Below are 26,224 nucleotides of genomic sequence, written 5' to 3' on the forward strand. Positions count from 1 at the left end.
GTCTTGCTAGAACGCTCGTCAGGAGCGGCGCCGGACGGAGCCGGCCGGTGCGGGTTGATCAGGGGTCGAGCCGGCGGCCGCAGGACGCGGCCGCCTCCGTGTCAGGCGAGAACGCCCGCCTCGACGAGTGCCGAACGCACGGCATCGTGGCAGCGCTCGTCGAGCGCCGTGAGCGGCAGACGGATGCCGCCCTGCATCTTGCCCATCGCATGCAGCGCCCACTTCACCGGAATCGGGTTCGCCTCGATGAACAGATTCTTGTGCAGCGACAGCAGCTTCATGTGCAGCTCGCGCGCAGTTTGCACGTCGCCGGCCAGCGCGGCGCGGCACAGCGCGCTCATCGCGCGCGGCGCGACGTTCGCCGTCACCGAGATGTTGCCGTGGCCGCCGAGCAGCATCAGCGCGATCGCGGTCGGATCGTCGCCGCTGTAGATCGCGAAATGCTTCGGCGCGGCCTTGATCAGCTGCGCCGCACGATCGATGTTGCCGGTCGCTTCCTTCACGCCGACGATCCCCGGCACCTGCGCGAGGCGCAGCATCGTTTCGTTCGACATGTCGGCCACCGTCCGGCCCGGCACGTTGTAGAGAATCACCGGCAGGTCGACCGCTTCCGCGATCGTGCGGAAATGCCGGTACATCCCTTCCTGCGTCGGCTTGTTGTAGTACGGCACGACCTGCAGCGTCGCATCGGCGCCGACCGCCTTCGCGTGCTTCGTCAGCTCGATCGCTTCGGCGGTCGAATTGCCGCCCGCGCCCGCGATGATCGGAATGCGTTTGGCCGCGTGCTCGACGGCCGTGCGGATCATCAGGATGTGCTCTTCGACGTTGAGCGTCGCGGATTCGCCGCTCGTGCCGACCACGACCAGCGCATCGGTACCTTCTTCGATATGCCAGTCGATCAGTTTGCGAAATGCCGGCAGGTCGAGACTGCCGTCTTCGAGCATCGGGGTGACGATCGCGGGGATGCTGCCGCGGATTTGAATGCCGTCTTGGGTGCCGTTAGCCATGAAACGCGATTGATTGTGTACCGGTAAACGTTGAGATTGTAGCGGATTAGCCGGGCAGTCCGTAACGTGGAATTCCCGCCCCCGCCTTCGGGGTCGCGTCCTCGCGCACCGCGCAGATGCGCTGAACGAACGCTTCGCGCGGCGCCGCGACGAAACCGTCTTCGTACGCGACCACCCGTAGATGGCCGCGCACGGCGTCCAGCAGCTCGCCCGGCGCAAGCAGGAACGCGGGGTTGGACGGTTTGCCGACCGTTTCGTTTCCGCGCGCGAACGTTTCGTAGATCAAAACGCCGCCCGGCTCGAGCGCGTCGAGCAGATGGGGCCAGAGCGGACGATGCAGATAATGCGTGACGACGACGGCCGCGAACCGCGCATCGGCCGGCAAGGGCCATGGCGCGCCTTCGAGATCGGCATCGCGCGCATCGACGCCGGGAATTGCGCCCAAGACGGAGAGCGCCGCCGGATCGCGGTCGAGCGCGACGACCGGATGCCCGCGCGACGCAAACCAGCGCGCATGGCGGCCGCCACCCGCCGCGACGTCGAGTACCGCGCCGTGCGCGCGCACGAGCGCCGACCAGCGCACGACCCAGCGCGACGGCTCGGTGTGGGCGACATGACCGCCCGCGGCGGCAAGGATCGGTTCACGCATGCGATCAGGTGTACGACAGACCCATCGCGTCGCGCACGTCGCGCATCGTTTCGGTCGCGTGCTTGCGCGCCTTGTCGCAGCCGTCCGCGACGATGGCGCGCAGCAGCGACGGATCGTCCATGTATTTCTGCGCGCGCTCGAGCATCGGCTGCTGCTCGCGCAGGATGCCTTCGATCACGGGCTGCTTGCAGTCGAGACAGCCGATGCCGGCCGAACGGCAGCCCTTCTGCACCCACTCGTGCGTCGCTTCGTCGGTATAGACCTGGTGCAGCTGCCACACCGGGCACTTGTCGGGATCGCCCGGATCGCTGCGGCGCACGCGCGCCGGATCGGTCGGCATCGTCCGGACCTTCTTCGTGATCGTCTCGGCGTCTTCGCGCAGGCCGATCGTGTTGCCGTACGACTTCGACATCTTCTGCCCGTCGAGGCCCGGCATCCGCGACGCTTCCGTCAGCAGTGCCTGCGGCTCGACGAGGATGATCTTGCGCGCACCTTCCAGATAGCCGAACAGGCGCTCGCGATCGCTCATCGACAGGCTCTGCGATTCCTGCAGCATCGCCCGCGCCTGTTCGAGCGCCTCGTCGTCGCCTTCCTGCTGATACGCGTTGCGCAGCTCGTGGTAGAGCTTGGCGCGCTTGCCGCCGAGCTTCTTCGCGGCTTCGAGCGCCTTCTCCTCGAAGCCCGGCTCGCGGCCGTACAGATAGTTGAAGCGGCGTGCGATCTCGCGTGTCATCTCGACGTGCGGCACCTGGTCCTCGCCGACCGGCACGAGCGAGCCGCGGTACAGCAGGATGTCGGCGGCCATCAGCACCGGGTAGCCGAGGAAGCCATAGGTCGACAGATCCTTGTCCTTCAGCTTCTCGATCTGTTCCTTGTAGGTCGGCACGCGTTCGAGCCAGCCGAGCGGCGTGCTCATGCCGAGCAGCAGCGCGAGTTCCGCGTGCTCGGGCACCTTGCTCTGGATGAACAGCGTCGCCTGCGCGGGATCGATGCCGGCGGCGAGCCAGTCGATCAGCACGTCCCATACGTTCTTCTCGATGACCTCGGGCGTCTCGTAGTGCGTCGTCAGCGCATGCCAGTCGACGACGCAGAAGAAACACGGGTACTCGGACTGCAGTTTCACCCAGTTTTTCAGCACGCCGTGGTAATGGCCGAGGTGCAGCGACCCGGTGGGTCGCATGCCGGAGAAGATACGATCTGGGAACATGATTGTCGTTAGAAAAGCAAGGCCAAAGGAGTCAGGATGGCGTTCAGGACGTCCGCGCCGACGTTGACGAGCGGACGCAGCCAGAAATTCGTCAGCACGCCCGTCGCAACCAGCACGAGGACGATGATGAAACCGTACGGCTCGATACGCGACAGCGCGATCGATTGTTTCGGCGGCAGCAGCGCCGCGAGGATGCGGCCGCCGTCGAGCGGCGGCAGCGGAAACAGGTTCAGCACGCCGAGCACGAGGTTCGCGCTGACGCCGGCGAACGCCATCCGCGTGAAAAACGGCTCGTCGACGCCCGCCGCGCGCAGCAGGACGCCGATCACGCCCCACGCCAGCGCCTGCACGAAGTTGCACGCCGGGCCCGCGAGCGACACCCACAGGCTGCCCCAGCGCGGATCGCGCAGGTTGCGGAAGGCGACGGGCACCGGCTTCGCATAGCCGAACAGGAACATGCCGCCGGTCAGGAAATACATCGCGAGCGGAATGGCGATCGTGCCGAGCGGATCGATGTGCCGCATCGGATTGAACGACACGCGCCCCATCATGTAGGCGGTGTTGTCGCCGAGCAGGCGGGCGGCATAGCCGTGCGCCGCCTCGTGCAGCGTGATCGCGAAGATCACGGGCAGCGCGTAGACGGCGATGGTCTGTATCAGGGAAGCATCCATATCGCGTTATTGTAACAAGCGCCTCCGCGCAAAAATGAAACGGCGCGCTTACGGCGCGGTGAGCCCGAACGGCTCGAGTGCGCCGCGCCCTGCGCGCACGAGTTGCGGCACGTCGCCGGTCAGGTCGATCACCGTCGACGGTTCGCGCGGACACGCGCCGCCGTCGATCACGAGATCGACCTGCTTTTCGAGCCGCGCGCGGATGTCCTCGGGATCGTTGAGCGGCTCGTCGTCCGGCGGCAGGATCAGCGTCGTGCCGAGCAGCGGCTGGCCGAGCGATTCCAGCAGCGCGAGCGTGATCGCGTGATCGGGCACGCGCAGCCCGATCGTCTTGCGCGACGGGTGCGACAGCCGGCGCGGCACTTCCTTCGTCGCCTGCAGGATGAACACGTACGGCCCCGGCGTGACCGACTTGATCTGCCGGTACTGGCGATTGTCGACCATCGCGAAGTTCGCGAGCTCCGACAGATCGCGCACGAGCAGCGACAAATGCTGCTTTTCGTCGAGGCCGCGAATGCGGCGCACGCGCTCGACCGCGTCCTTGTCGTCGAGGTGGCACGCGAGCGCATAGCTCGAATCGGTCGGCATCGCGACCACGCCGCCCTTGTTGACGATCTCCACCGCCTGCTTGATCAGGCGCGGCTGCGGATTATCCGGATGAATCCTGAAGAACTGGGACATGGGAGCACGTAAAGAGAAGGAGTTCGGACGCCGGCACGGGCCGCGGCACGCACGGCCGCGTGCCGCGGCGGCGCATCAGAGCCAGCGTGCCCAGACCGGTTTGAGATCGGACGGCAGCGGCGGCAGGCCGCCGAGCTCGACGCGGCCCTCGCCGGGCGCGTGAAAGTCCGACCCGCGCGACGCTTCGAAACCGAAGCGGCGCGCCACATCGGCGTATTCGCGATACTGATCCGGCGTGTGGCTGCCCGTCACGACTTCGATCGCGCGGCCGCCGAGATCGATGAATTCGCCGAAAAACGCGTCGAATTCGACCGGCGTATAGCGGTAGCGGCCCGGGTGCGCGACGATCGCCTCGCCGCCCGCGCCGCGAATCCATTGCACGGCGTCCGACAGCGTCGCCCAGCGGTGCGGGACGAAGCCCGGCTTGCCGTCGCCGAGCAGGCGGTCGAACACGTCGGCCGTCGATTCCGCGTAGCCGTTCTCGACGAGAAAGCGCGCGAAGTGCGTGCGCGAGATCAGGTCCGGGTTGGACACGTACTTCAGCGCGCCGTCGTACGCGCCCGGGATGCCGAGCGTCGCAAGCTGTGCGCCGATCGCCTGCGCGCGCGCCGCGCGGCCGTGGCGCGTGCGGAACAGCCCGTCGACGAGCGCCGCGTTCTCCGGATCGATGTTCAGGCCGACGATGTGCACGGTACGCGACGCCCACGTGACCGAAATCTCGACGCCGCTCAGGTAGCGCATGCCCAGCGCTTCGGCTTCGGCGCGCGCCGCCGCCTGGCCGCCGACCTCGTCATGATCGGTGAGCGCCCAGAGCGTCACGCCGCCGTCGTACGCGCGGCGCGCGACGTCGGCGGGCGACAGCAGCCCGTCGGAAACATTGGAATGGCAGTGGAGATCGGCGTTCATTGTCGGCATGGCAGGTGAAGCTTCATTCTACTGCAATGCGGCATTGCGCCGCCCGCCTGTCGGCGCGCCTGTCCGCCCGCCTCTGCGCGCGCCGGCTCGGCCGTCACGCCGCCTGCCGGCCGCGCCGCTACGCGCAGAACGCCTCGATCAGCGCCGCAATCTGCTCGGGCTGGTCGTGATGCACCATGTGGCCCGCATCCTCGACCAGTTTCTCGCGCCAGTCCGGGAATGCGCGGAAACGCGCCTTGAACTCGGGCAGCGGGATGTCGCCGGCAAGCTGCGCAAGCGTCGGCGAATTGACGGCCTCGACGTGCAGCACCTTCGCGCTGACCTTCGCCCAAATCGCCATCACCTCGTCGAGCCGGTACAGCAACGGCCCCGGCAGCTTGTGCGCGGGATCGGCGAGCAGATGGTAGAGGCCGTCGTCGCCGCGCTTCGACCAATGCGCGGCGAGAAACGCCGCGCGTGCCGGTGCGAGACGCGGATTGGTCTTGATCAGTCGCGCGGCAACCTCGTCGAGCGACGCGTACGCGCGCAGCGCCGGCGGCTCGCGCAGTTCGTCGAGCCAGCCGCGCAGCCGGCGCGGCGCCTGCTCGGCGCGCGCGGGCGCGAGCCCGAAGCCTTCGAGATCGACGACGCGCCGCACGCGCTCGGGACGCGCGCCCGCATAGAGACACACGACGTTCGCGCCCATGCTGTGGCCGACCAGGTTCACGGCGCCGGTCGGCGCATAGTGGTCGACGAGCGCGTCGAGGTCGGCCAGATAGTCGTGGAACCAGTAGTGACCGCCGCCCTGCCGCGCGACCGGCCAGTCCGACAGCCCGAAGCCGCGCGCGTCCGGTGCGATCACCTGCCAGTCGCCCGCAAGCGCATCGACGACGAACTGGAACGAAGCGGAGACATCCATCCAGCCGTGCAGCATGAACAGCGTCGGCGCATCGGGCCGGCCCCAGCGCCGCACATGCAGCCGGACGCCGCGCACGGTAACGAAATCGGAAACGGAACTCGAGGCATTCATTGCGGCCGCCAAAAAAAGAATGATCGTTCGATTATAGCGATCGCGGAGGCCGGCACGCGCCGGGGCACGGCGTTCCGCGCGCGTGTCGAGGCACTTCTCTAGCCTGACGAGAACGACGCGCGGCCGCGCTACTCGCCCGCCGGCCCGGCCGCGGCGTCCTGCGCGGCCAACTCGTCCAGTTCGGCCGGCTCGAAGCCCGCGCTGCGGCGCGCGTCGAAGTTGAACGGGCCGCGCAGCCGCGGCGCGCGGTACTGCTCGGCCAGCAGCCGGTAAGTCGGCACCGGATCGCGCCCGGCGGCCGCGCACAGGTGACGGAACCAGCGATTGCCGATCGCGACATGCCCGATCTCGTCGCGCAGGATCACGTCGAGAATCGCGGCCGATGCGTGATCGCCCGCCTGCGCGAGCCGTGCGCGGATCGGCGGCGACGCGTCGAGGCCGCGCGCTTCGAGCGTACGCGGCACGAGCGCCATGCGTGCGAGCACGTCGTCCTTGGTCCGTTCGCACATCTCCCACAGGCCGTTGTGCGCCGGAAAATCGCCGTACGCATGGCCGAATGCCGCGAGCCGATCGGCCAGCAGCGTGAAGTGATAGGCCTCCTCGGCCGCCACTTTCAGCCAGTCCGCATAGAACGCGTCCAGCTGGCCCGCGAAGCGCCAGACTGCGTCGAGCGCGAGGTTGATCGCATTGAATTCGATATGCGCGAGCGCATGCAGCAGCACCGCGCGCCCTTCGGGCGAGCGCATGCTGCGCCGCTCGAGCTGGCGCGGCTCGACGAGCGGCGGACGCGCCGGACGTCCGGGCAGATCGGCCGGTTCGGGCAGCGCGAGCGACGATGCGATCGCGGCCTGCCCGGCCTGGAGCGCGTCGTACAGCGCACGCACGCGCTCGGCCTTCGCGGCGGGCGCGGATTCACGCAGCGCGGCGAGCGCGGCGCGGCGCACGCATTGCGTCGCATCGGGAAAAGAAGACGCCATGTTCGAAAACGGGGACACTGTCGCGCCGCGCGCGCGAGCGCGCACACGCGACGGTTTACAATACGGACTTTCGCTGCGGCGCGACCGGCGCACCGCGCAGACGCGCCATTCTACCGGCGCCCATCATCGAAGAGACAAGGAGACTCCGTGACGATCTACAAGCTGGGCGATACGGCCCCGACGATCCACGAAAGCGTGTTCGTCGCCGATACGGCGGCCATCATCGGCAAAGTCGTGCTCGAGGAAAACGCGAGCGTGTGGTTCGGCGCGACGATTCGCGGCGACAACGAGACGATCACGGTCGGCGCGGGCAGCAACGTGCAGGAGGGTGCGGTGCTGCATACCGACCCCGGCTATCCGCTGACGATCGCCGAAAACGTGACGATCGGCCACCAGGCGATGCTGCACGGCTGCACGATCGGCGAAGGTTCGCTGATCGGAATTCAGGCGGTGGTCTTGAATGGAGCGGTGATCGGCCGCAACTGTCTGGTCGGCGCCGGCGCCGTGGTGACGGAAGGCAAGACGTTCCCGGACAACTCGCTGATTCTCGGCGCACCGGCGAAAGTCGTGCGCGAGCTGTCGGCAGACGACATTGCGCGGCTGCGCGCGAACGCGAAGACGTATGTCGAGCGGCGTGCGCATTTCAAGGAGCAACTCGTGCGGATCGGCTGATCGGCACGGATTTCAAGGAACAAGAGTGAGCGACCAGTTACAGAAATTCATGTTCAACGCAGCGCCCGTGCGCGGCGAGATCGTTTCGCTGCGCAACACGTGGCACGAAGTGCTCGCGCGGCGCGACTATCCTGCCCCGGTGCGCACCGTACTCGGCGAGATGATGGCCGCGTGCGCGTTGCTGTCCGCGAACCTGAAGTTCAACGGCACCCTCATCATGCAGATCTTCGGCGACGGGCCGGTGAAGATGCTGGTCGTCCAGTGCAGTTCGGATCTGTCGATGCGCGCCACCGCCAAATTCTCGGGCGACGCCGCGCAAACGATCGGCGACGATGCGACCTTCGCAACGCTCGTCAATGCGAGCGGCCACGGCCGCTGCGTGATCACGCTCGATCCGGCCGACAAGCAGCCGGGTCAGCAGCCGTATCAGGGCATCGTGCCGCTGAACGGCGCCGACGGCCCGCTCGAATCGGTGTCGCAGGTGCTCGAACACTACATGCACCACTCGGAGCAGCTCGACACGCGGCTGTGGCTCGCGGCCGACCGCGATCGCGCGGTCGGGATGCTGCTGCAGAAGCTGCCCGGCGACGGCGGCATCGTGCCGCGCAACGCGGAGACGGACATCGACACGTGGGAACGCGTGTGCACGCTCGGCGGCACGCTGTCCGCGAAGGAGCTGCTCGAGGTCGAGCCCGAGGTCGTGTTCCGCCGGCTCTTCTGGCAGGAAAACGTCCAGCACTTCGAGCCGGCCGGCACGCGCTTCCAGTGCACCTGCTCGCGCGAGAAGGTCGGCGCGATGCTGCGCATGCTCGGCCGCGACGAAGTCGACAGCGTCATCGCCGAACGCGGTCACGTCGAGATCCACTGCGAGTTCTGCAACCAGCGCTACGAATTCGATCCGGTCGACGTCGCGCAGCTGTTCGCGGCACCCGAACTCGCGAGCGGCATCACGCCCGCCGCCGAGCAGCGTCACTGAAGCGCGCGCCCGCACCGCGCGGGCGCATAATGACGCACGAGAGCGCCGCACTGCGGTCAGGCGCCCGGGCCTCGGCCCGCGGCGCCGATCGTTTCCCGCCGGCGGCGCGCTGCAGGAGAATCGCATGAACCGCCCGTTTCGCCTCTTCGTCCTGACGAGCGCCGCCGCCGGCACGCTCGCCGTTGCCGGCTGCGCAGTGCAGCCGTCGTCCACGATCCTGAGCCGGCTGCCGGAGCCGGGCGCATCGTCGGGGCAGCCGCCCGTGCTGTCGGCCGCCGAGCGCAAGCGCTACGACGAAATCGACAAGCAGGTGCTGCGCGACCAGAACAACGCGATGGCAGCCGAGGCCGCCGCCCGCGCGTGGTCGTACTATGCGGCGCCGCCCGTCACGGTGTACGGCGGGTATTACGGCGGATGGGGCAATCGCTGGGGAACCGGCATCAGCTACGGCTATCCGGGCTGGTGGTGGTAACGCCCACCGGAATCGCCGCCGATTGACACTCGGCAGGAAATAAAAAAGCGCGGCATTTCCCGCGCTTTTTCAATGGATCGGCTCATGCGCACTCAATGATGCGCGGCCTTACCCTTGTCGCCGCCGTGATGCCGCGACGGCTTCGCGATCGACTGCGGGTTCGGGACCACGCGCACCGGCGCCGCCGAGACGACGCCGCGCGTCGACGTATTCGACGGCGTGTTGCTGACCGGCGCGGGCGGCGCATTCGGCGACACGAACTGCACGAACACTTCGCCGTCCTTCACCATCCCCATCTCGTAACGCGCGCGCTCCTCGATGGCGGCCGTGCCGCTCTGCAGATCCTGCACTTCGCCTGCGATGCGCTCGTTGCGCAGCTTCTCGTCCGCATTCTTCTGAAGCTGGTCGTCAAGTTGCTGACGCAACTCGTGCACCCGCAGCCAGCCGCCGTGTCCCCACCATAGGGGGTACTGAATGAGCGCCAGCAGGACAATCAGGACGACAGTGACAAGCCGCATGTAGAAGACGCAGATATAAGAAGCGCCGCTCCGCGCGTCGGCACAGAGCGGCGTCGAGATGACGAACCCGATAGTAGCGCGTTAGCGCAGGTTATAGAAAGCCGATTTGCCCGGGTAGCTCGCGATGTCGCCGAGATCTTCCTCGATGCGCAGCAGCTGGTTGTACTTCGAGATGCGGTCGCTGCGCGACAGCGAACCCGTCTTGATCTGACCGGCGTTCAGGCCGACCGCGATGTCGGCGATCGTCGAATCTTCCGTTTCGCCCGAGCGGTGCGAGATCACGGCCGTGTAGCTCGCGCGCTTGGCCATCTCGATCGCTGCGAACGTTTCGGTCAGCGTACCGATCTGGTTGATCTTGATCAGGATCGAGTTCGCGATGCCCTTCTCGATGCCTTCCTTCAGGATTCGCGTGTTCGTGACGAACAGATCGTCGCCGACGAGCTGAACCTTCTTGCCGAGGCGATCGGTCAGCAGCTTCCAGCCGTCCCAGTCGCTTTCGTGCATGCCGTCTTCGATCGACACGATCGGGAACTTGTCGGCGAGCGTCGAGAGGTAGTCGGTGAATTCGGCCGACGACAGCTGCAGGCCTTCGCCCGCGAGCTGGTACTTGCCGTCGTGATAGAACTCGGATGCCGCGCAGTCGAGCGCGAGCAGCACGTCTTCGCCCGCGCGATAGCCGGCCTTCTCGATCGCCTGCAGGATCGTCGACAGGCACTCGTCGTTGCTGCCGAAGTTCGGCGCGAAGCCGCCTTCGTCGCCCACGGCGGTGCTCATGCCGCGGTCGCTCAGGATCTTCTTCAGCGCGTGGAACACTTCGGCGCCGCAGCGCAGCGCTTCGCGGAACGTCGGCTGGCTGACCGGGACGATCATGAATTCCTGGATGTCCAGGCTATTGTTCGCGTGCGCGCCGCCGTTGACGATGTTCATCATCGGGACCGGCAGCTGCATCGCGCCCGAGCCGCCGAAGTAGCGGTACAGCGGCAGGCCGGCTTCCTCGGCCGCCGCCTTCGCGACGGCCATCGACACGGCCAGCATCGCGTTCGCGCCGAGGCGCGACTTGTTGTCGGTACCGTCCAGCTCGAGCAGCGTCTTGTCGAGGAACGCCTGTTCCGACGCGTCGAGGCCCATGATGGCTTCGGAGATTTCCGTGTTGATGTGCTCGACGGCCTTCAGCACGCCCTTGCCGTTGTAGCGGCCGGCTTCGCCGTCACGCAGTTCGATCGCTTCGCGCGAGCCGGTGGACGCGCCCGACGGCACCGCCGCGCGGCCCATCGTGCCCGATTCGAGCAGCACGTCGCATTCGACGGTGGGGTTGCCGCGCGAATCCAGAATCTCGCGGCCGATGATATCTACGATTGCACTCATGGGTTTCCTCTGAGAATGACGATGGATTCTTCAAGCTGCGACGGCCTGCGCGCCGGGACTGCTTTCGCTACTGACGCCCGAAGCCGCCGCAAGGTTCATTCGGTCTTTAATTGAAATCGTTTTCCAGGAACGGACCGCGCTTCACCGCCTGGTCGAGCGTGACGAGCGTTTCGAGCAGCGCGCTCATCCGGTTCAGCGGCACTGCGTTAGGACCGTCCGACTTCGCTTCGGCCGGATTCGGATGCGTTTCCATGAACAGCCCCGCGACGCCGGTCGCGACCGCCGCCCGTGCGAGCACCGGCACGAACTCGCGCTGGCCGCCCGAGCTCGTCCCCTGCCCGCCCGGCAACTGCACCGAGTGCGTCGCGTCGAACACGACCGGCGCGTTCGTCTCGCGCATGATCGCGAGCGAGCGCATGTCGGACACGAGGTTGTTGTAGCCGAACGAGACGCCGCGCTCGCACGCCATGAAGCGGTCTTCCGAGAGACCGGCCTCACGCGCGGCATCGCGCGCCTTGTCGATCACGTTCTTCATGTCGTGCGGCGCGAGAAACTGGCCTTTCTTGATGTTGACCGGCTTGCCCGAGCGCGCGCACGCGTGGATGAAGTCCGTCTGGCGGCACAGGAACGCGGGCGTCTGCAGCACGTCGACGACCGACGCGACCTGCTCGATCTCGTCGATCGAATGCACGTCGGTCAGCACCGGCAGCCCGAGCTGACGCTTCACCTCGGACAGGATCCGCAGCCCCTCGTCCATTCCGAGGCCGCGAAACGACTTGCCCGAACTGCGGTTCGCCTTGTCGTACGACGATTTGTAGATGAACGGAATGTTCAGCTTCCCGCAGATCTCCTTCAGCCGGCCGGCGGTGTCGATCGTCATTTGCTCCGATTCGACGACGCAGGTACCCGCGATCAGGAAGAAAGGCTTGTCGAGACCGACCTCGAAATCGCAGAGCTTCATGCTTGCACTCCGGCGCGCGCTTCCTTGTTGGCGAGCGCGGCTTCGACGAACGACTTGAACAGGGGGTGACCGTCACGCGGCGTCGACGTGAATTCCGGGTGGAACTGTACGCCGACGAACCACGGGTGCATCGAACGCGGCAGTTCCATCATTTCCGGCAGATCCTCGCTCGGGGTACGCGCGCTGATGATAAGGCCGCCGCTTTCGAGCTGGGGCACGAAGCGGTTATTGACTTCATAACGGTGGCGGTGACGCTCGTTCACGTCCTTGCCGTAAATCTCTTCCGCGAGCGTGCCGGGCTTGATCGGGCAGCGCTGCGAGCCGAGACGCATCGTGCCGCCGAGATCGGAATCCTCCGTGCGCGTCTCGACCTTCCCTTCGCGGTCGTACCACTCGGTGATCAGCGCGACCACGCGTTCCGGCGTGTCCGGATCGAATTCCGTGCTGTTCGCCTGCTTCAGGCCGACGACGTCGCGCGCGAATTCGATCACCGCGAGCTGCATGCCGAGGCAGATACCGAGATACGGCACCTTCGCTTCGCGCGCATAGCGGATCGCCGCGATCTTGCCTTCGGTCCCGCGACGGCCGAAGCCGCCCGGCACCAGCACCGCGTCGAGATGCTTGAGGCTGTCGACGCCGTTCGTCTCGATCTCTTCCGAGTCGATGTACTCGATGTTGACCTTCGTCGACGTGTGCAGCGACGCATGGCGCAGCGCCTCGATCAGCGACTTGTACGACTCGGTCAGGTCGACGTACTTGCCGACCATGCCGATCGTCACTTCGTGCTTCGGATTCTCGAGCTTCTCGACGAGCTCCGACCACATGCTGAGGTCGGCGTCCTTCGGCGACAGCTTCAGTTCCTCGCAGATGATGCGGTCGAGGCCCTGGTCGTGCAGCATCTGCGGAATCTTGTAGATGCTGTCGACGTCCCACACGGAGATCACCGCGTCTTCCGGCACGTTCGAGAACAGCGAGATCTTCTTCGATTCGTCGTCGGGGATGCGGCGGTCGGCACGGCACAGCAGCACGTGCGGCGAGATGCCGATCTCGCGCAGCTTCTGCACGCTGTGCTGCGTCGGCTTCGTCTTCAGTTCGCCGGCCGTCGCGATGTACGGCACGAGCGTCAGGTGCACGAAGCACGCGCTGTTGCGGCCGAGGCGCAGGCTCATCTGGCGCGCGGCCTCGAGGAACGGCAGCGACTCGATGTCGCCGACCGTGCCGCCGATCTCGACGATCGCGACGTCCGGCTCGCCGCAGGTGGCCGACGCCGCGCCGCGCTCGATGAACGCCTGGATCTCGTTCGTGATGTGCGGGATGACCTGCACGGTCTTGCCCAGATAGTCGCCGCGGCGCTCCTTGCGGATCACCGATTCGTAGATCTGGCCGGTCGTGAAGTTGTTGGCCTTGCGCATCTTCGTGCTGATGAAGCGCTCATAGTGGCCGAGGTCGAGATCCGTCTCTGCGCCGTCTTCCGTCACGAACACTTCGCCGTGCTGAAACGGGCTCATCGTGCCGGGGTCGACGTTGATGTAGGGATCGAGTTTGAGGAGGGTGACTTTCAGACCGCGCGATTCGAGGATCGCGGCGAGAGAGGCGGCGGCAATGCCCTTGCCGAGGGAAGAAACTACGCCGCCGGTGACGAAAACATATTTGGTCATCGCTGGATGCTCGCGGGAAAAACGGATTATACCGTAAAGCCCGCCCTTCTCTCAGCAATCGACGCGGTGATCGCGCCCCTTCGCGCTGTGCCGCGCGCGGGCGCGTCAGCCGCGCGGACCGGCCGCGACCGGCGGCCCGTGCCGGCCTGCGGCGCGGCCGGCGCCGCGCGTCACGCGCTCTGTGCGAGCGGCAGCACCGCTTCGTCCGCGCGCAGCGAATTCAGCATCCGCTGCAATGCGCGGGCGGTCTCGAGCGGGCGCTCCATCGGGAACAGGTGGCTGCCCTCGATCCATTCGATGCGCCCGCGCGCCGCGCGCCGCGTCGCGTCGAGCCCGACCTGCCGCACCTCGCGCGAGCGCGTGCCGGCCAGAAAGCCGAGCGGTACCGGCGCGCCGTGCGCGAGCCGCGGCCCCAGCGTGTGCGGCAGCGTCCGGTAGATGAGGTATTCGATCTGCCGATCGAACGCGAGCGCGCGCGTGCCGTCGGCGTCGACCTGCGGAATGCCGTAGTCGATGTAGTCGGCGAGCATCCGTTCGTCCCAGCGCGCAAACGCCGGCTTCTCGCGAAAGTGCCGCCACGCTTCGTCGCGGTTCGCCCAGTGCGTGCGGCGGTTGCGCGTCGCGGCGGCCGGCGACAGCCGCTCGTCGAGCCCCGCCCACTGCGTCGCGCGCAGCGCGCCGGCACGCCACCCGGCGATGATCGGCGAATCGAGCATCACGACGCCGCGCACCCAGTGCGGCTTCTTCAGGGCCGCCATCAGCGACAGGTATCCGCCGAGCGAATGGCCGACGAGCCAGACGGGACGCTCGTAGCGGCTGCCGATGTCGTCGAGCAGTTGCTCGACGAGATGCGGCCAGTCGCGCGTCACCGGATAGCGACGGTCGTGGCCGATCCGCTCGATGTAGCGCAGCTCGTAATCGTCCGCGAGTTCGGCAAAGAGCGTCCGGTACGTCGAGGCCGGAAAGCCGTTCGCATGTGAAAAATGCAGAATGTCCTTCAAACGCCGTTGTCTCCTGTGTCGCCGCCCGCCCCGCGCCGTCGCATGCCTGCGTCAGCGGTCCATCCAGTACCGGCGTCGCTCATCGCGGTAGCGCGCGAATCCGAATCCGCGCTCGGCCGGCCCGACGTCGAAGCGCACCGCGCCGTCGCGATCGGTGCGCGGCAACGGAATGCCACGCGCCGCATAGCGCGCGATGACCGTGCGGTGCGGGTGCCCGAAATGGTTTCGATAGCCTACAGGAAATACCGCGACGCGCGGCCCGACCGAGTCGAGGAAAGGCTCGACCGACGAGGTCCGGCTGCCGTGGTGCGGAACGACGAGGATCTGCGCGGCCAGCGCGTCGCGCATCGTGTCGACGAGCCGGCGCTCCGCATACGCGTCGATGTCGCCGGTCAGCAATGCCGACGTGGCGCCCGCGTCGATGCGCAGCACGCACGACTGCCGGTTCGACGGCCCCGCGCGCGGGCCGCCCGGCGGCCACAGCACCGTGAAATCGACACCGTCCCAGCGCCAGCGCTGCCCCGCCGCGCACGGCACGCGGTCGGCCACGCCGGCCGCCTGCGCGTCGCGCCATCGCGCGTGGCCGGCCGGAATGCCGGCCAGCAGCTGCCGCACCTCGGCCGCGCCGTAGACGGCCGGCGCGCCGCCCGTATGGTCGCTGTCCGCGTGACTCAGCACGAGCGTATCGAGCGTGCGGATGCCGCGCGCACGCAGCGACGGCGCGACGATCCGCTGCCCGGCGTGCGTCGATTCGGCGCCCGGCCCCGCATCGAACAGCAGCGTGCGGCGCGCCGTTTCGACGAGCACCGACGTGCCCTGCCCGACGTCGAGCACGGTCAGCCGGAACGCGCCGATCGGCGGTGCGTCGGGCGCGGGCGCGACGAGCGGCAGCCACGTGAGCGGCGCCGCCCAGCGCAACGGCCAGCCGCGCGGCATCAGCATCCAGACGACGCCGACGCACGCGAGCACGAGCACGGGCGCGTCCGGCATGCGCAGCCACATCACGCCGGCCGGCCACGCGGCAAGCCGTGCCAGCAGCGCCATCATCGGTTCGAGCGACGCATGCGCGAGCCGCAGCATCGCCGCGTCGAGCGGCGCGGGCAGCACGAGGCCGGCAAGCACTGTCGGCGTCACGACGAAACTGACCCACGGAATCGCGAGCGCGTTGCCGAGCGGCCCCGACAGCGAGATCTGCGCGAACCATGCGGCCGTCAGCGGTGCGAGGCCGATCGTCACCGCATACTGCACGCGCGCGGCGTCCGCGAGGCGGTGCAGCGCACGCATGGTCCACCCATGCAGCCGCTGCATGACGCCGGGCGGTTCACCCTCGCTGTCGTGTTCGCGTACCGCGCGCCAGCCGGCCACGGACAGCAGGATCACCGCGACCGCACCGAACGACAGCCAGAAGCCGGCCGACAGCACGGCCCACGGATCGGCGAGCAGCACGCCGCCGAGCGCCGCGCACAGCACCGCGGACGTCGGCACGCTGCGGCCGGCCAGATACGCGACGCCGCCCGCGGCGATCATCCACCACGCGCGTTGCGCGGGCACGTTGAATCCCGCTAGCGCCGCGTAGCCGCCGGCCGCGGCAAGCGCCGCCAGCGCGGCGACGTACGGTGCGGGCACCACGAGCGTCGCGGCCCGCCCGCGCCGGTGCAACCGACGCCACACCGCCGACGCGAGCGCGCCCGCCAGTGCGCCGACCAGCCCGACGTGCAGCCCCGAGATCGCGACCAGATGACTCGTGCCGGTATCGCGCAGCACGCGCCAGTCGTCGTCGCCGATTGCCGACTGGTCGCCGATCGCGAGCGCGGCGACGATGCCGCGATGTCGCGCGTCGTCACCGAGCGCCGCGGCGATGCGTGCACGCAATATGTCGCGCAGCCGGTCGACGGACGCGCGCCAGCCCGATGCGCGCGCATCGATCAGCACCGCGCGCGACGGCGCGCTCACGTAGCCGACCGCGCGAATGCCGGCCGCGAGCCATGCGGCCTCGGCGTCGCGCACGCCGGGATTCGCCTCGGCGTGCGGGCGCTTCAGGCGCACGACGAACTGCCAGCGCTGCGCGGCGCGAAAGTCGGGCACGGCCGGCGCGCGATCGTTTCGCCACGATAGGCGGATCAACGGCGGGAACCGCGCGAGCCGCGCGTCATTCGACTCGACTGCGAACAGCAATCGCGCGCCCGTTTCGTCGACAATCGGCAGCCCCCGGATCACGCCCGTCACGACGATGTCGCGCCGCTCCCATTCGACCGGCAGCACGTCGCGCAGCCGCCATTCGGCGCGCGCGGCCGCGTAGCCGAACCCCGACACGCACGCCGCGACCGCACACAGTGTCCATCCCGGCACACCCTTCGCGCAGCGCCGCCAGCGCCGACGTGCCAGGTACAGCGCCGCGCAGGCGCCCAGCACCGCCGCGCCGGCCGCCCACATGCGCGGGCCGGGCAATGCCGCCTGCCGCTGCAGCACAACGACGCCGAGCGCAAACGCCATCCACCACCCACGCATCCCGCCTCCTTGCCGAACCGGCGCCGCGCTTGCGCATGCGGCGCTCTGCGGCAACGATTATGCGGACGAAAGCGCGAGGCGCGGCAGCGCGGCGAGCGCGTTAGCCGAAGTGGATAGGGACAGCGCGTGCGCGTCGATGCCGCGCAGTTCGGCGAGCACGTCGCCGATGCGCGGAATCTGGTCGGGCGTGTTGCGCGACTTGTATGCCCATTCGGGCGCGATGTCGGGCGCGTCGGTCTCGACGACGATCGCGTCGAGCGGCAACTGCGTCGCGAGCCGGCGGATCTGCCGCGCGCGCTCGAACGTCACGTTGCCGCCGAAACCGAGATGCAAGCCATGAGCGAGATACGCTTCGGCCTGCTGGAAGCTGCCGTTGAACGCATGCGCGATGCCGCGCCGCACGCCCGCGCGCCGCAGGCCCGCGAGCACGCGATCCTGCGACTTGCGGACATGGCACAGCACCGGCAGGTCGAATTCGCGCGCGAGCCGCAGCTGCCCCTGATAGAAGAGTTGCTGCCGGTCCTCGTCGAGGCCCGGCACGAAATAGTCGAGGCCGATTTCGCCGATTGCGACGAAGCGCGGATCGTCGATGCTCGCCTCGATCTCCATGCGCAGCCGGTCGAGATCCTCGTCGCGCGCTTGCGGCGTAAACAGCGGATGAATGCCGAGCGCATAGACGGCGCCCGGCGTGCGGTGCGCGAGCTCGCGCACGGTCGTGAAATTGTCGCGCCCGACGCTCGGAATCACGATGCGCGACACGCCGGCCGTGCGTGCCGCGTGCGCGACCGCGTCGCGGTCGCCGTCGAATTCGGCGGCATCGAGATGACAATGCGTGTCGATCCACATGTCGGCACTCCTGCATCCCGTGCGCCGCGCCGCCGCGCCGAGCCGCACGCGGCAGGCCCGGCACGCGGGCGTTCGTCGTTTACACCGGCAGCGCCGGCTCCTCGTGCAGCACGCCGTCGCGCAGCCGCATCGTGCGGTCGCAGCGCGCGGCAAGCTCCGGATCGTGCGTGACGATCACGAAGCTCGTGTCGAGCGTCTCGGACAGCTCGAGCATCAGGTTGAACACCGTGTCGGCCGTCGTGCCGTCGAGGTTGCCGGTCGGCTCGTCGGCCAGCACGCAGGCGGGCTTCGTCACCAGCGCGCGCGCGATCGCGACGCGCTGCCGCTCGCCGCCCGACAGCTCGCCGGGCCGATGCTTCGCACGCGGGCCGAGCCCCACGCGTTCGAGCATCGCGCGTGCCTGCTCGCGTGCGTCTTCGGTCGCCATCCGGCGGATGCGCAGCGGCATCGCGACGTTGTCGAGCGCGCTGAATTCCGGCAGCAGATGGTGAAACTGATACACGAAGCCGAGCGCGCGATTGCGCAGGTCGTTGCGTTCGCGTTCGGCCAGTTGCGTAAACGGCTTGCCGAGCAGCGAGACCTCTCCTGCGCTCGGCTCGTCGAGGCCGCCCAGCACGTGCAGCAGCGTGCTCTTGCCGGAGCCCGACGCGCCGACCACCGCGAGCTTCTCGCCGCGCCGCACCGCGAGTTCCGTGTTGTTGAGCACCTGCACGTTGAAGCCGCCCTGCACGAACGCTTTCGTGATGCCGCGCGCCTGAAGCACGTATTCCTGCATACCTGCCGAATCCTGTTTGAGGTGTTGTCGTGAATCCGCGAAGGCGGTGGCGTGATCATTCATAGCGCAGCGCCTCCGCCGGCTTCACCTTCGCGCCGCGCCAGCTCGGATAGAGCGTCGCAACCGCCGACAGCGCGAACGCGATCAGGCCGATCTTGATCACGTCGCTCGCGACGAGTTCGGACGGCAGTTCGCTGATGAAATACACGGACGGCGGCAGGAACTGCACGCCGAACAGATGCTCGATCATCGGGATCAGCCACGGAATGCTCCACGCGATCAGGCAGCCGAGCGCGACGCCCGACGCCGTGCCGACGAAGCCGATCGTCACGCCCTGCACGACGAAGATCTTCATGATCGAGCCGGGCTGCGCGCCGAGCGTGCGCAGGATCGCGATGTCGGCCTGCTTGTTGGTGACCGTCATCACGAGCGACGACACGAGGTTGAACGCCGCCACCGCGATGATCAGCGTGAGGATGATGAACATCATCCGCTTCTCGATCTGCACGGCCGAGAACCAGGTCTTGTTCTGCTGCGTCCAGTCGCGGATGTAGAGGCTGCCCGACAGCGTATGCGACAGCTCGAGCGCGACCTGCGGCGCCTTCTGCATGTCCTTGAGCCGCAGCCGTACGCCGGTCGGCGCGGACATCCGGAACAGCGCCTCGGCGTCGCGGATGTCGATCATCGCGAGCGTGCTGTCGTATTCGTAGTGGCCGGACTCGAACACGCCGACGACCGTGAACTGCTTGAGCCGCGGCATCATCCCGGCCGGCGTGATCGAACCTTCGGGCGCGACGAGCGTGATCTTGTCGCCGACGCTCACGCCGAGATTGCCCGCGAGCGCGTCGCCGAGCACGATGCCGAACTGGCCCGGCACCAGCGCGCTCAGTTGCCCGGCCTTCATGTCCTTGCCGATGTCCGACACCTGCGGTTCGAGCGACGGCTCGATGCCGCGCAGCATCACGCCGCTCACCGCATCCTGGCGCGTGAGCAGCGCCTGCGCTTCGACGTACGGCGCGGCGCCGATCACCGACGGGTTGCGGCGCGCTTCCTGCGCGGTCAGTTGCCAGTCGGGCATCGAACCCGTCGGCGAGAAGATCTCGACGTGCGCGAGCACCGACAGCATGCGGTCGCGCACTTCCTTCTGGAAGCCGTTCATCACCGACAGCACGACGATCAGCGCGGCAACGCCGAGCGCGATCCCGAGCATCGAGACGAGCGCGATGAAGGAAATGAAGCCGTTGCCGGTCGTGCGTTTGCCGGCGCGCGTATAGCGCCAGCCGATTTGCCATTCGTACGGAAGTTTCAAGCGAATCCTTTCTGCTGGTTACGGCGGGAGGGCGGCCGGCGCGCGGCACGCTGCGGCCGCAACGCCGCCGGCCGCGGACGCGGGTCGAAAAACGGCCGCCGGACGCGACCGGGCCGTCGGCCGGCCCGATCACGCGCGCAGTTTGCCATACAATGCGCAGCATCATGCACGACCGACGTCTCCATTTTCTCGTTCCGTTCGCGCTGCCGTCGGCGGCCGATGCGGCCTCGTCCCTGCACACGCTGGACAGTCCCGCGCTCGAAAAGTTGCTCGCGCGCGCGAGCGTCGTCGAGCGCGTGGCCGGCGAGGACTTCCAGCGCACGCTGCCGCACGAGCGCTGGCTGGCGCGCCAGTTCGGCGCGACGCACGGCAGCGCCGCCGACGAGGCGCCGCTCGCGCCCTACATGCTGCTCGCCGACGGCGGCGAGCCCGGCACGCAGCCGTGGGCCTGCGTCGAGCCCGTTCACGTCGAAATCGCGCACGACCATCTGGTGCTCGTCGACCCGGCCGCGCTCGCGCTCGACGACGGCGACGCCGCCGCGCTGCTCGCCGTCGCACGGCCGCTGATCGAGGAGCTCGGCGTGCGCGTCGAAGCGCCGACGCCGGCGCGCTGGTATCTGTCGAGCGATCAGCTCGCGCATCTGGCCGGCGCGGCACCGCTGCGCGCAAGCGGCCGCAACATCGAAATCTGGCTGCCGCACGAGGCGCACACCGGCGAGCGCTCGCGGATGTGGATGAAGCTGCAGAACGAAGTGCAGATGGCGTGGTTCCAGCACCCGGTCAACGAAGCGCGCGAAGCGCGCGGGCTGCCCGCCGTCAATTCGATCTGGTTCCACGCACAGGGCACGCTGAAACCGGTCGGCAAGCCGTTCGCGCGCGTGCTGTCCGCGTCGCCGGCCGCACTCGGCCTCGCGCGTGCAGCCGGCATCGATGGCGGCGCGCCGCCCCGCGCATTCGATGCGCTGCCGGCCGCCGAGGGCGCGACGCTCGTCGAGCTGACGCCCCTCACTACCCCGTTTATCGAACAGGACTGGGCACGCTGGCACGATGCGCTCGCCGCGCTCGAGCGCGACTGGTTCGCGCCGGCGCTCGCCGCCCTGCAGCGCGGCGAACTGGCCGGTATCGACGTCACGCTGTGCGGCGACACGAGTTCGGCCACGCTGCGCGCGACGCGCGGCGCACTGCGCAAGTTCTGGCGCCGCCGCGCGCTCGCCTCCCTGTTCGAATAAGCCCCACCCGATACCGAATGACCCGCATCGTTACCCGTCCCGTCGCGCCCGCCGACGCCGAAGCGCTCGCGCGCCACGGCCTGCATCCGGTGCTCGCGCGCCTGTACGCGTCGCGCGGCGTGCAATCGCCCGCCGACATCGAGACGGCGCTCGCGCGCCTCGTCCCGCCGACCGAACTGAAAGGCTGCGCCGACGCCGCCGCGCTGCTCGCCGACGCGATCGCCGAGAAGCGGCGCCTGCTCGTCGTCGCCGACTACGACTGCGACGGCGCGACCGCCTGCGCGGTGGCAGTGCGCGGGCTGCGCATGTTCGGCGCGCAGATCGACTACCTGGTGCCGAACCGCTTCGAATACGGCTACGGGCTCACGCCCGAAATCGTCGAGCTGGCCGCCGCGCGCAAGCCCGACCTGCTGATCACCGTCGACAACGGCATTGCGAGCGTCGCCGGCGTCGAAGCGGCGAACGCGCGCGGCATCGACGTGCTCGTCACCGACCACCATCTGCCCGGCGAAGCATTGCCGCCCGCGCGCGCGATCGTGAACCCGAATCAGCCCGGCTGCGCGTTTCCGAGCAAGCACATCGCGGGTGTCGGCGTGATGTTCTATGTGCTGCTCGCGCTGCGCGCCGAGCTGCGTCGCCGCGGCGCATTCGCGAGCAAGGCCGCCGAGCCGCGCCTCGACGGGCTGCTCGACCTCGTCGCGCTCGGCACCGTCGCCGACGTCGTCCGGCTCGACGGCAACAACCGCGTGCTCGTCGCGCAGGGGCTGCAGCGCATCCGCAACGGCCGCATGCAGCCGGGCATCGCCGCGCTGTTCCGCGCGGCAGGACGCGACGCCCGCACCGCGTCGGGCTTCGATCTCGGCTTCGGCCTCGGCCCGCGGCTGAACGCGGCCGGCCGGCTCTCCGACATGTCGCTCGGCATCGAATGCCTGATCACCGACGACATCGGCCGCGCCTGGGCGCTCGCGCAGCAGCTCGACACGATGAACCGCGAACGGCGCGAGATCGAGGCCGGCATGCAGCAGCAGGCGCTCGCCGATCTCGCCGACGTCGATCCGGCCGATGCGTGCTCGATCACGCTGTTCAATCCCGAATGGCACCAGGGCGTGATCGGCATCGTCGCCGGCCGGCTCAAGGAGAAGTTCCACCGGCCATCGTTCACGTTCGCGCACGCGGACGAGCACGGCACGCGCGTGAAGGGCTCCGGGCGATCGATTCCGGGCTTCCATCTGCGCGATGCGCTCGACCTCGTCTCGAAGCGCGAGCCGGACCTGCTCGTCGCGTTCGGCGGCCATGCGATGGCAGCCGGCGTCACGCTCAACACCGACAACGTGCCGCGCTTCGCCGCCGCGTTCGAGGCCGTCGCTCGCGAATGGCTGTCCGACGACGCGCTCGCGCGCGTGATCGAGACCGACGGCGAACTCGAGGACGCGTACTTCACGCCGCAGTTCGTCGGCCTGCTCGACGAGGCGGTCTGGGGCCAGGGCTTTCCGGCCCCGCTTTTCTCGGGCGAGTTCGACGTCGTGTCGCAAAGCCTCGTGAAGGACAAGCACCTGAAGCTGCAGCTCGCGCGCGGGCGCCAGCGCTTCAACGCGATCTGGTTCAACCGGACCGAGCCGCTGCCGGCGAGCGCGCTGCTCGCGTATCGGCTCGTCGCCGACACGTGGAACGGCGTCACGCGCGTGCAGCTGATCGTCGAGCACGCGGACGCGTGACGGGCACCGCGGCCTGGCGCGATGCCGCGCCGGACGGGCCCGCCGCGGCCGCCCGCATTCGATCGGCGCCACCGGGAGCCTCTGCCGATCGGCTATAATTCCGCTTTTTTACGAAGCACGAAAAGCGAAACGATCATGGAAGCGGAACGTCTCAACGCGATCGAAAGCTCCCTGCTCGACCTGCGCACGCGCGCGGGCGAGCTTCGGGGGTATCTTTGACTACGACGCCAAAGCAGCGCGTCTGACCGAAGTCAACAAGGAACTCGAAGACCCGAACGTCTGGAACGATTCGAAGAACGCCCAGGCGCTCGGCCGCGAAAAGAAGCTGCTCGAAGGCGTCGTCACGACGCTCACCGAACTCGATAACGACCTGCGCGACGCGCTCGACCTGTTCGAGCTTGCACGCGAGGAAGGCGACGAGGACACGCTCATCGCCTCCGAAGAGGACGCCGCGAAGCTCGAAGCGCGCGTCGCCGACATCGAATTCCGCCGGATGTTCTCGAACCCGGCCGACCCGAACAACTGCTTCATCGACATCCAGGCCGGCGCCGGCGGCACCGAGGCCTGCGACTGGGCGTCGATGCTGCTGCGCCAGTACCTGCGCTACTGCGAGCGCAAGGGCTTCAAGGCCGAAGTGCTCGAAGAATCCGACGGCGACGTCGCCGGGATCAAGAACGCGACGATCAAGGTATCGGGCGAATACGCATACGGCTACCTGCGCACGGAAACCGGCATCCACCGGCTCGTGCGCAAGTCGCCGTTCGACTCGTCGGGCGGCCGTCACACGTCGTTCTCGTCGGTGTTCGTCTATCCGGAAATCGACGACTCGATCGAAGTCGAGATCAATCCGGCCGACCTGCGGATCGACACGTACCGCGCATCGGGCGCGGGCGGCCAGCACATCAACAAGACCGACTCGGCGGTGCGGATCACGCACATGCCGACCGGCATCGTCGTGCAGTGCCAGAACGACCGCTCGCAGCACCGCAACCGCGCGGAAGCGATGGCGATGCTGAAGTCGCGCCTGTACGAAGCCGAGCTGCGCAAGCGCCAGGCCGAGCAGGACAAGCTCGAATCGAGCAAGACCGACGTGGGCTGGGGTCACCAGATCCGCTCGTACGTGCTCGACCAGAGCCGCGTGAAGGATCTGCGTACGAACGTCGAAATGAGCAACACGAAGGCGGTGCTCGACGGCGATCTCGACGACTTCATCAGCGCGAGCCTCAAACAGGGCGTGTAAGCGCCGCGGCGCGGCCGGGCCGCGCCGCCCTTCCCGTTTGCGTTGCCGCACCCATTCCGAATTCCGACCATCATGACCGAACCGACCCAAACGCAGCCCGCCGTCGCGGCGGACGAAAACCAGATCATCGCCGAACGCCGCGACAAGCTCCGCGCCTTGCGCGAGCAAGGCGTCGCCTATCCGAACGACTTCCGCCCGACGCACCGCGCGGCCGAGTTGCAGGCGAAATTCGCCGAGTCGGACAAGGAAGCGCTCGAAGCGAACCCGTTCGAGGTCGCCGTCGCGGGCCGGATGATGCTCAAGCGCGTGATGGGCAAGGCGAGCTTCGCGACCGTGCAGGACGGTTCGGGCCAGATCCAGTTCTTCGTGACGCCGAACGACGTCGGCGCAGAAACCTACGACGCGTTCAAGAAGTGGGACCTCGGCGACATTGTCGCAGCGCGCGGCGTGCTGTTCCGCACCAACAAGGGCGAGCTGTCGGTCAAGTGCACGGAGCTTCGGCTGCTGTCGAAGGCGCTGCGTCCGCTGCCCGACAAATTCCACGGCCTGTCCGACCAGGAAATGCGCTATCGGCAGCGCTACGTCGACCTGATCGTCACGCCGGAGACGCGCGACACGTTCCGTGCGCGCACGAAGACGATCGCATCGATCCGCAAGTTCATGAGCGATGCCGAGTTCATGGAAGTCGAGACGCCGATGCTGCATCCGATTCCGGGCGGCGCCGCGGCGAAGCCGTTCGTCACGCATCACAATGCGCTCGATATGCAGATGTTCCTGCGCATCGCGCCGGAGCTGTACCTGAAGCGGCTGATCGTCGGCGGTTTCGAGCGCGTGTTCGAGATCAACCGTAATTTCCGGAACGAAGGCGTGTCGCCGCGCCACAATCCGGAATTCACGATGATGGAGTTCTACGCCGCGTACACCGACTATCGCTGGCTGATGGACTTCACCGAGCAGCTGATCCGCCAGGCCGCGATCGATGCGCTCGGCACCGCGACGATCCAGTACCAGGGCCGCGAGCTCGACCTCGCGAAGCCGTTCCATCGGCTCACGATCACGCAGGCGATCCAGAAATACGCGCCGCAGTACACCGACGGTCAGCTGTCCGACGACGCGTATCTGCGCAGCGAACTGAAGCGCCTCGGCGTCGACGTCACGCAGCCCGCGTTCCTGAACGCCGGCATCGGCGCGCTGCAGCTCGCGCTGTTCGAAGAAACGGCCGAATCGCAGCTGTGGGAGCCGACGTTCATCATCGACTACCCGGTCGAAGTGTCGCCGCTTGCACGCGCATCGGACACGGTGCCGGGCATCACCGAGCGCTTCGAGCTGTTCATCACCGGCCGCGAGATCGCGAACGGCTTCTCGGAGCTGAACGATCCGGAAGATCAGGCCGCGCGCTTCAAGAAGCAGGTCGAGCAGAAGGATGCGGGCGACGAGGAAGCGATGTACTTCGACGCCGACTATATCCGCGCGCTCGAATACGGGATGCCGCCGACCGGCGGCTGCGGGATCGGCATCGACCGTCTCGTCATGCTGCTGACCGACAGCCCGACGATCCGCGACGTGCTGCTGTTCCCGCACCTGCGTCGCGAAGACTGACGGTTGGCGCGGTTGCGTGCGCCGCCGCTGCGGCGCACGCGCGTCAGCTTTGTAACGGCGCGTAAATCCTGCTGGCCGAGACGCGCCGGCCCTCGATCCTCCCCCGTTTTATTCGCTTCACCGGCGTCGCGCGCGCCCGGCCGCCCTCTCCTTCGCCGCCCCGGCATACGGGCGCGATCGCTGCAATTCGTTACACCTTGATACGGCACGCCGTTTGCGCGTGGACGACACTCCCGATGCGTCACCACGCATTGCAACGGGGCC

At 68.0% G+C, this 26,224-nt stretch carries 24 protein-coding genes; 7 read left to right on the forward strand and 17 right to left on the reverse strand.

Annotated elements, in window-relative coordinates; genetic code table 11:
• Positions 1-101: 101 nt before the first annotated feature.
• The 8 genes from dapA to NP80_RS23440 form a co-directional block, all read right to left on the reverse strand.
• Entirely contained in the window at positions 102-1,007 is a 906-nt protein-coding gene (dapA, locus tag NP80_RS23405) for a 4-hydroxy-tetrahydrodipicolinate synthase (protein WP_006401923.1), read from the reverse strand.
• 46 nt (positions 1,008-1,053) lie between these two features.
• A complete protein-coding gene (locus NP80_RS23410; protein WP_006408192.1) occupies positions 1,054-1,656 on the reverse strand; it encodes a class I SAM-dependent methyltransferase in 603 nt (200 codons plus the stop codon).
• Positions 1,657-1,660: 4 nt separating this feature from the next.
• A complete protein-coding gene (locus tag NP80_RS23415) occupies positions 1,661-2,863 on the reverse strand; it encodes a tryptophan--tRNA ligase (RefSeq protein WP_006401925.1) in 1,203 nt (400 codons plus the stop codon).
• A gap of 8 nt (positions 2,864-2,871) precedes the next feature.
• Entirely contained in the window at positions 2,872-3,534 is a 663-nt protein-coding gene (locus NP80_RS23420; protein ID WP_006408191.1) for a site-2 protease family protein, read from the reverse strand.
• Positions 3,535-3,582: 48 nt separating this feature from the next.
• Positions 3,583-4,215 carry an L-threonylcarbamoyladenylate synthase gene (locus NP80_RS23425; RefSeq protein ID WP_006401927.1) on the reverse strand — a complete coding sequence of 211 codons (633 nt, stop codon included), beginning with the start codon at positions 4,213-4,215 and terminating at the stop codon, positions 3,583-3,585.
• Between the two features lie 75 nt (positions 4,216-4,290).
• Complete coding sequence (locus tag NP80_RS23430) at positions 4,291-5,121, reverse strand: 3',5'-nucleoside bisphosphate phosphatase (RefSeq protein WP_035948606.1); 831 nt, start codon at positions 5,119-5,121, stop codon at positions 4,291-4,293.
• Positions 5,122-5,248: 127 nt separating this feature from the next.
• On the reverse strand, positions 5,249-6,139 hold the full coding sequence (locus NP80_RS23435; protein ID WP_035948603.1) for an alpha/beta fold hydrolase: 891 nt from the start codon (positions 6,137-6,139) through the stop codon (positions 5,249-5,251).
• A 128-nt stretch (positions 6,140-6,267) separates the two neighbouring features.
• Positions 6,268-7,116 carry a ferritin-like domain-containing protein gene (locus NP80_RS23440; protein WP_035948598.1) on the reverse strand — a complete coding sequence of 283 codons (849 nt, stop codon included), beginning with the start codon at positions 7,114-7,116 and terminating at the stop codon, positions 6,268-6,270.
• Between the two features lie 147 nt (positions 7,117-7,263).
• Here NP80_RS23440 and NP80_RS23445 point away from each other — a divergent pair, with 147 nt between their 5' ends.
• The 3 genes from NP80_RS23445 to NP80_RS23455 all read left to right on the forward strand — a co-directional run bounded on the left by NP80_RS23445 (position 7,264) and on the right by NP80_RS23455 (position 9,236).
• Entirely contained in the window at positions 7,264-7,788 is a 525-nt protein-coding gene (locus NP80_RS23445) for a gamma carbonic anhydrase family protein (RefSeq protein ID WP_006412160.1), read from the forward strand.
• A gap of 25 nt (positions 7,789-7,813) precedes the next feature.
• Complete coding sequence (gene hslO / locus NP80_RS23450; RefSeq protein WP_006408187.1) at positions 7,814-8,764, forward strand: Hsp33 family molecular chaperone HslO; 951 nt, start codon at positions 7,814-7,816, stop codon at positions 8,762-8,764.
• Between the two features lie 124 nt (positions 8,765-8,888).
• Positions 8,889-9,236, forward strand: a complete 348-nt coding sequence (locus NP80_RS23455; RefSeq protein WP_006401933.1) for a hypothetical protein — start codon at positions 8,889-8,891, stop codon at positions 9,234-9,236.
• Between the two features lie 92 nt (positions 9,237-9,328).
• Here NP80_RS23455 and ftsB read toward each other — a convergent pair whose 3' ends face one another.
• The 9 genes from ftsB to NP80_RS23500 all read right to left on the reverse strand — a co-directional run bounded on the left by ftsB (position 9,329) and on the right by NP80_RS23500 (position 20,177).
• Positions 9,329-9,754, reverse strand: coding sequence for a cell division protein FtsB (gene ftsB, locus NP80_RS23460; RefSeq protein WP_006401934.1), 426 nt, complete (start codon positions 9,752-9,754; stop codon positions 9,329-9,331).
• An 81-nt stretch (positions 9,755-9,835) separates the two neighbouring features.
• Complete coding sequence (gene eno, locus NP80_RS23465) at positions 9,836-11,119, reverse strand: phosphopyruvate hydratase (RefSeq protein WP_006401935.1); 1,284 nt, start codon at positions 11,117-11,119, stop codon at positions 9,836-9,838.
• 106 nt (positions 11,120-11,225) lie between these two features.
• Positions 11,226-12,080 (reverse strand): 3-deoxy-8-phosphooctulonate synthase, encoded by an 855-nt coding sequence (gene kdsA, locus NP80_RS23470; protein ID WP_006412164.1) that lies wholly within the window; start codon positions 12,078-12,080, stop codon positions 11,226-11,228.
• Positions 12,077-13,738 carry a CTP synthase gene (locus NP80_RS23475; RefSeq protein ID WP_006401937.1) on the reverse strand — a complete coding sequence of 554 codons (1,662 nt, stop codon included), beginning with the start codon at positions 13,736-13,738 and terminating at the stop codon, positions 12,077-12,079. The genes kdsA and NP80_RS23475 overlap by 4 nt, the downstream gene beginning before the upstream one ends.
• 170 nt (positions 13,739-13,908) lie before the next feature.
• Positions 13,909-14,739, reverse strand: a complete 831-nt coding sequence (locus tag NP80_RS23480) for an alpha/beta fold hydrolase (protein WP_006408185.1) — start codon at positions 14,737-14,739, stop codon at positions 13,909-13,911.
• A 51-nt stretch (positions 14,740-14,790) separates the two neighbouring features.
• On the reverse strand, positions 14,791-17,247 hold the full coding sequence (locus NP80_RS23485) for a DNA internalization-related competence protein ComEC/Rec2 (RefSeq protein ID WP_045594174.1): 2,457 nt from the start codon (positions 17,245-17,247) through the stop codon (positions 14,791-14,793).
• A 57-nt stretch (positions 17,248-17,304) separates the two neighbouring features.
• Positions 17,305-18,093 carry a TatD family hydrolase gene (locus NP80_RS23490; protein ID WP_006409118.1) on the reverse strand — a complete coding sequence of 263 codons (789 nt, stop codon included), beginning with the start codon at positions 18,091-18,093 and terminating at the stop codon, positions 17,305-17,307.
• Between the two features lie 79 nt (positions 18,094-18,172).
• Entirely contained in the window at positions 18,173-18,868 is a 696-nt protein-coding gene (lolD, locus tag NP80_RS23495) for a lipoprotein-releasing ABC transporter ATP-binding protein LolD (RefSeq protein ID WP_006408182.1), read from the reverse strand.
• A 55-nt stretch (positions 18,869-18,923) separates the two neighbouring features.
• Entirely contained in the window at positions 18,924-20,177 is a 1,254-nt protein-coding gene (locus NP80_RS23500; protein WP_006408181.1) for a lipoprotein-releasing ABC transporter permease subunit, read from the reverse strand.
• Between the two features lie 164 nt (positions 20,178-20,341).
• On the opposite strand from NP80_RS23500, the gene NP80_RS23505 reads away from it, so the two are divergent.
• The 4 genes from NP80_RS23505 to lysS all read left to right on the forward strand — a co-directional run bounded on the left by NP80_RS23505 (position 20,342) and on the right by lysS (position 25,960).
• Positions 20,342-21,406 (forward strand): hypothetical protein, encoded by a 1,065-nt coding sequence (locus NP80_RS23505; RefSeq protein WP_006408536.1) that lies wholly within the window; start codon positions 20,342-20,344, stop codon positions 21,404-21,406.
• A 17-nt stretch (positions 21,407-21,423) separates the two neighbouring features.
• Positions 21,424-23,121, forward strand: coding sequence for a single-stranded-DNA-specific exonuclease RecJ (gene recJ, locus NP80_RS23510; RefSeq protein WP_006408179.1), 1,698 nt, complete (start codon positions 21,424-21,426; stop codon positions 23,119-23,121).
• A gap of 135 nt (positions 23,122-23,256) precedes the next feature.
• A protein-coding gene (prfB, locus tag NP80_RS31105) for a peptide chain release factor 2 (protein WP_100085614.1) occupies positions 23,257-24,361 on the forward strand; the annotation gives its coding sequence in 2 pieces (ribosomal slippage) (positions 23,257-23,337 and positions 23,339-24,361; 1,104 coding nt in all).
• 72 nt (positions 24,362-24,433) lie between these two features.
• Entirely contained in the window at positions 24,434-25,960 is a 1,527-nt protein-coding gene (gene lysS, locus NP80_RS23525) for a lysine--tRNA ligase (protein WP_006401946.1), read from the forward strand.
• Positions 25,961-26,224: the final 264 nt, after the last annotated feature.

It is taken from the genome of Burkholderia multivorans ATCC BAA-247 (assembly GCF_000959525.1).
GTDB lineage: Bacteria > Pseudomonadota > Gammaproteobacteria > Burkholderiales > Burkholderiaceae > Burkholderia > Burkholderia multivorans.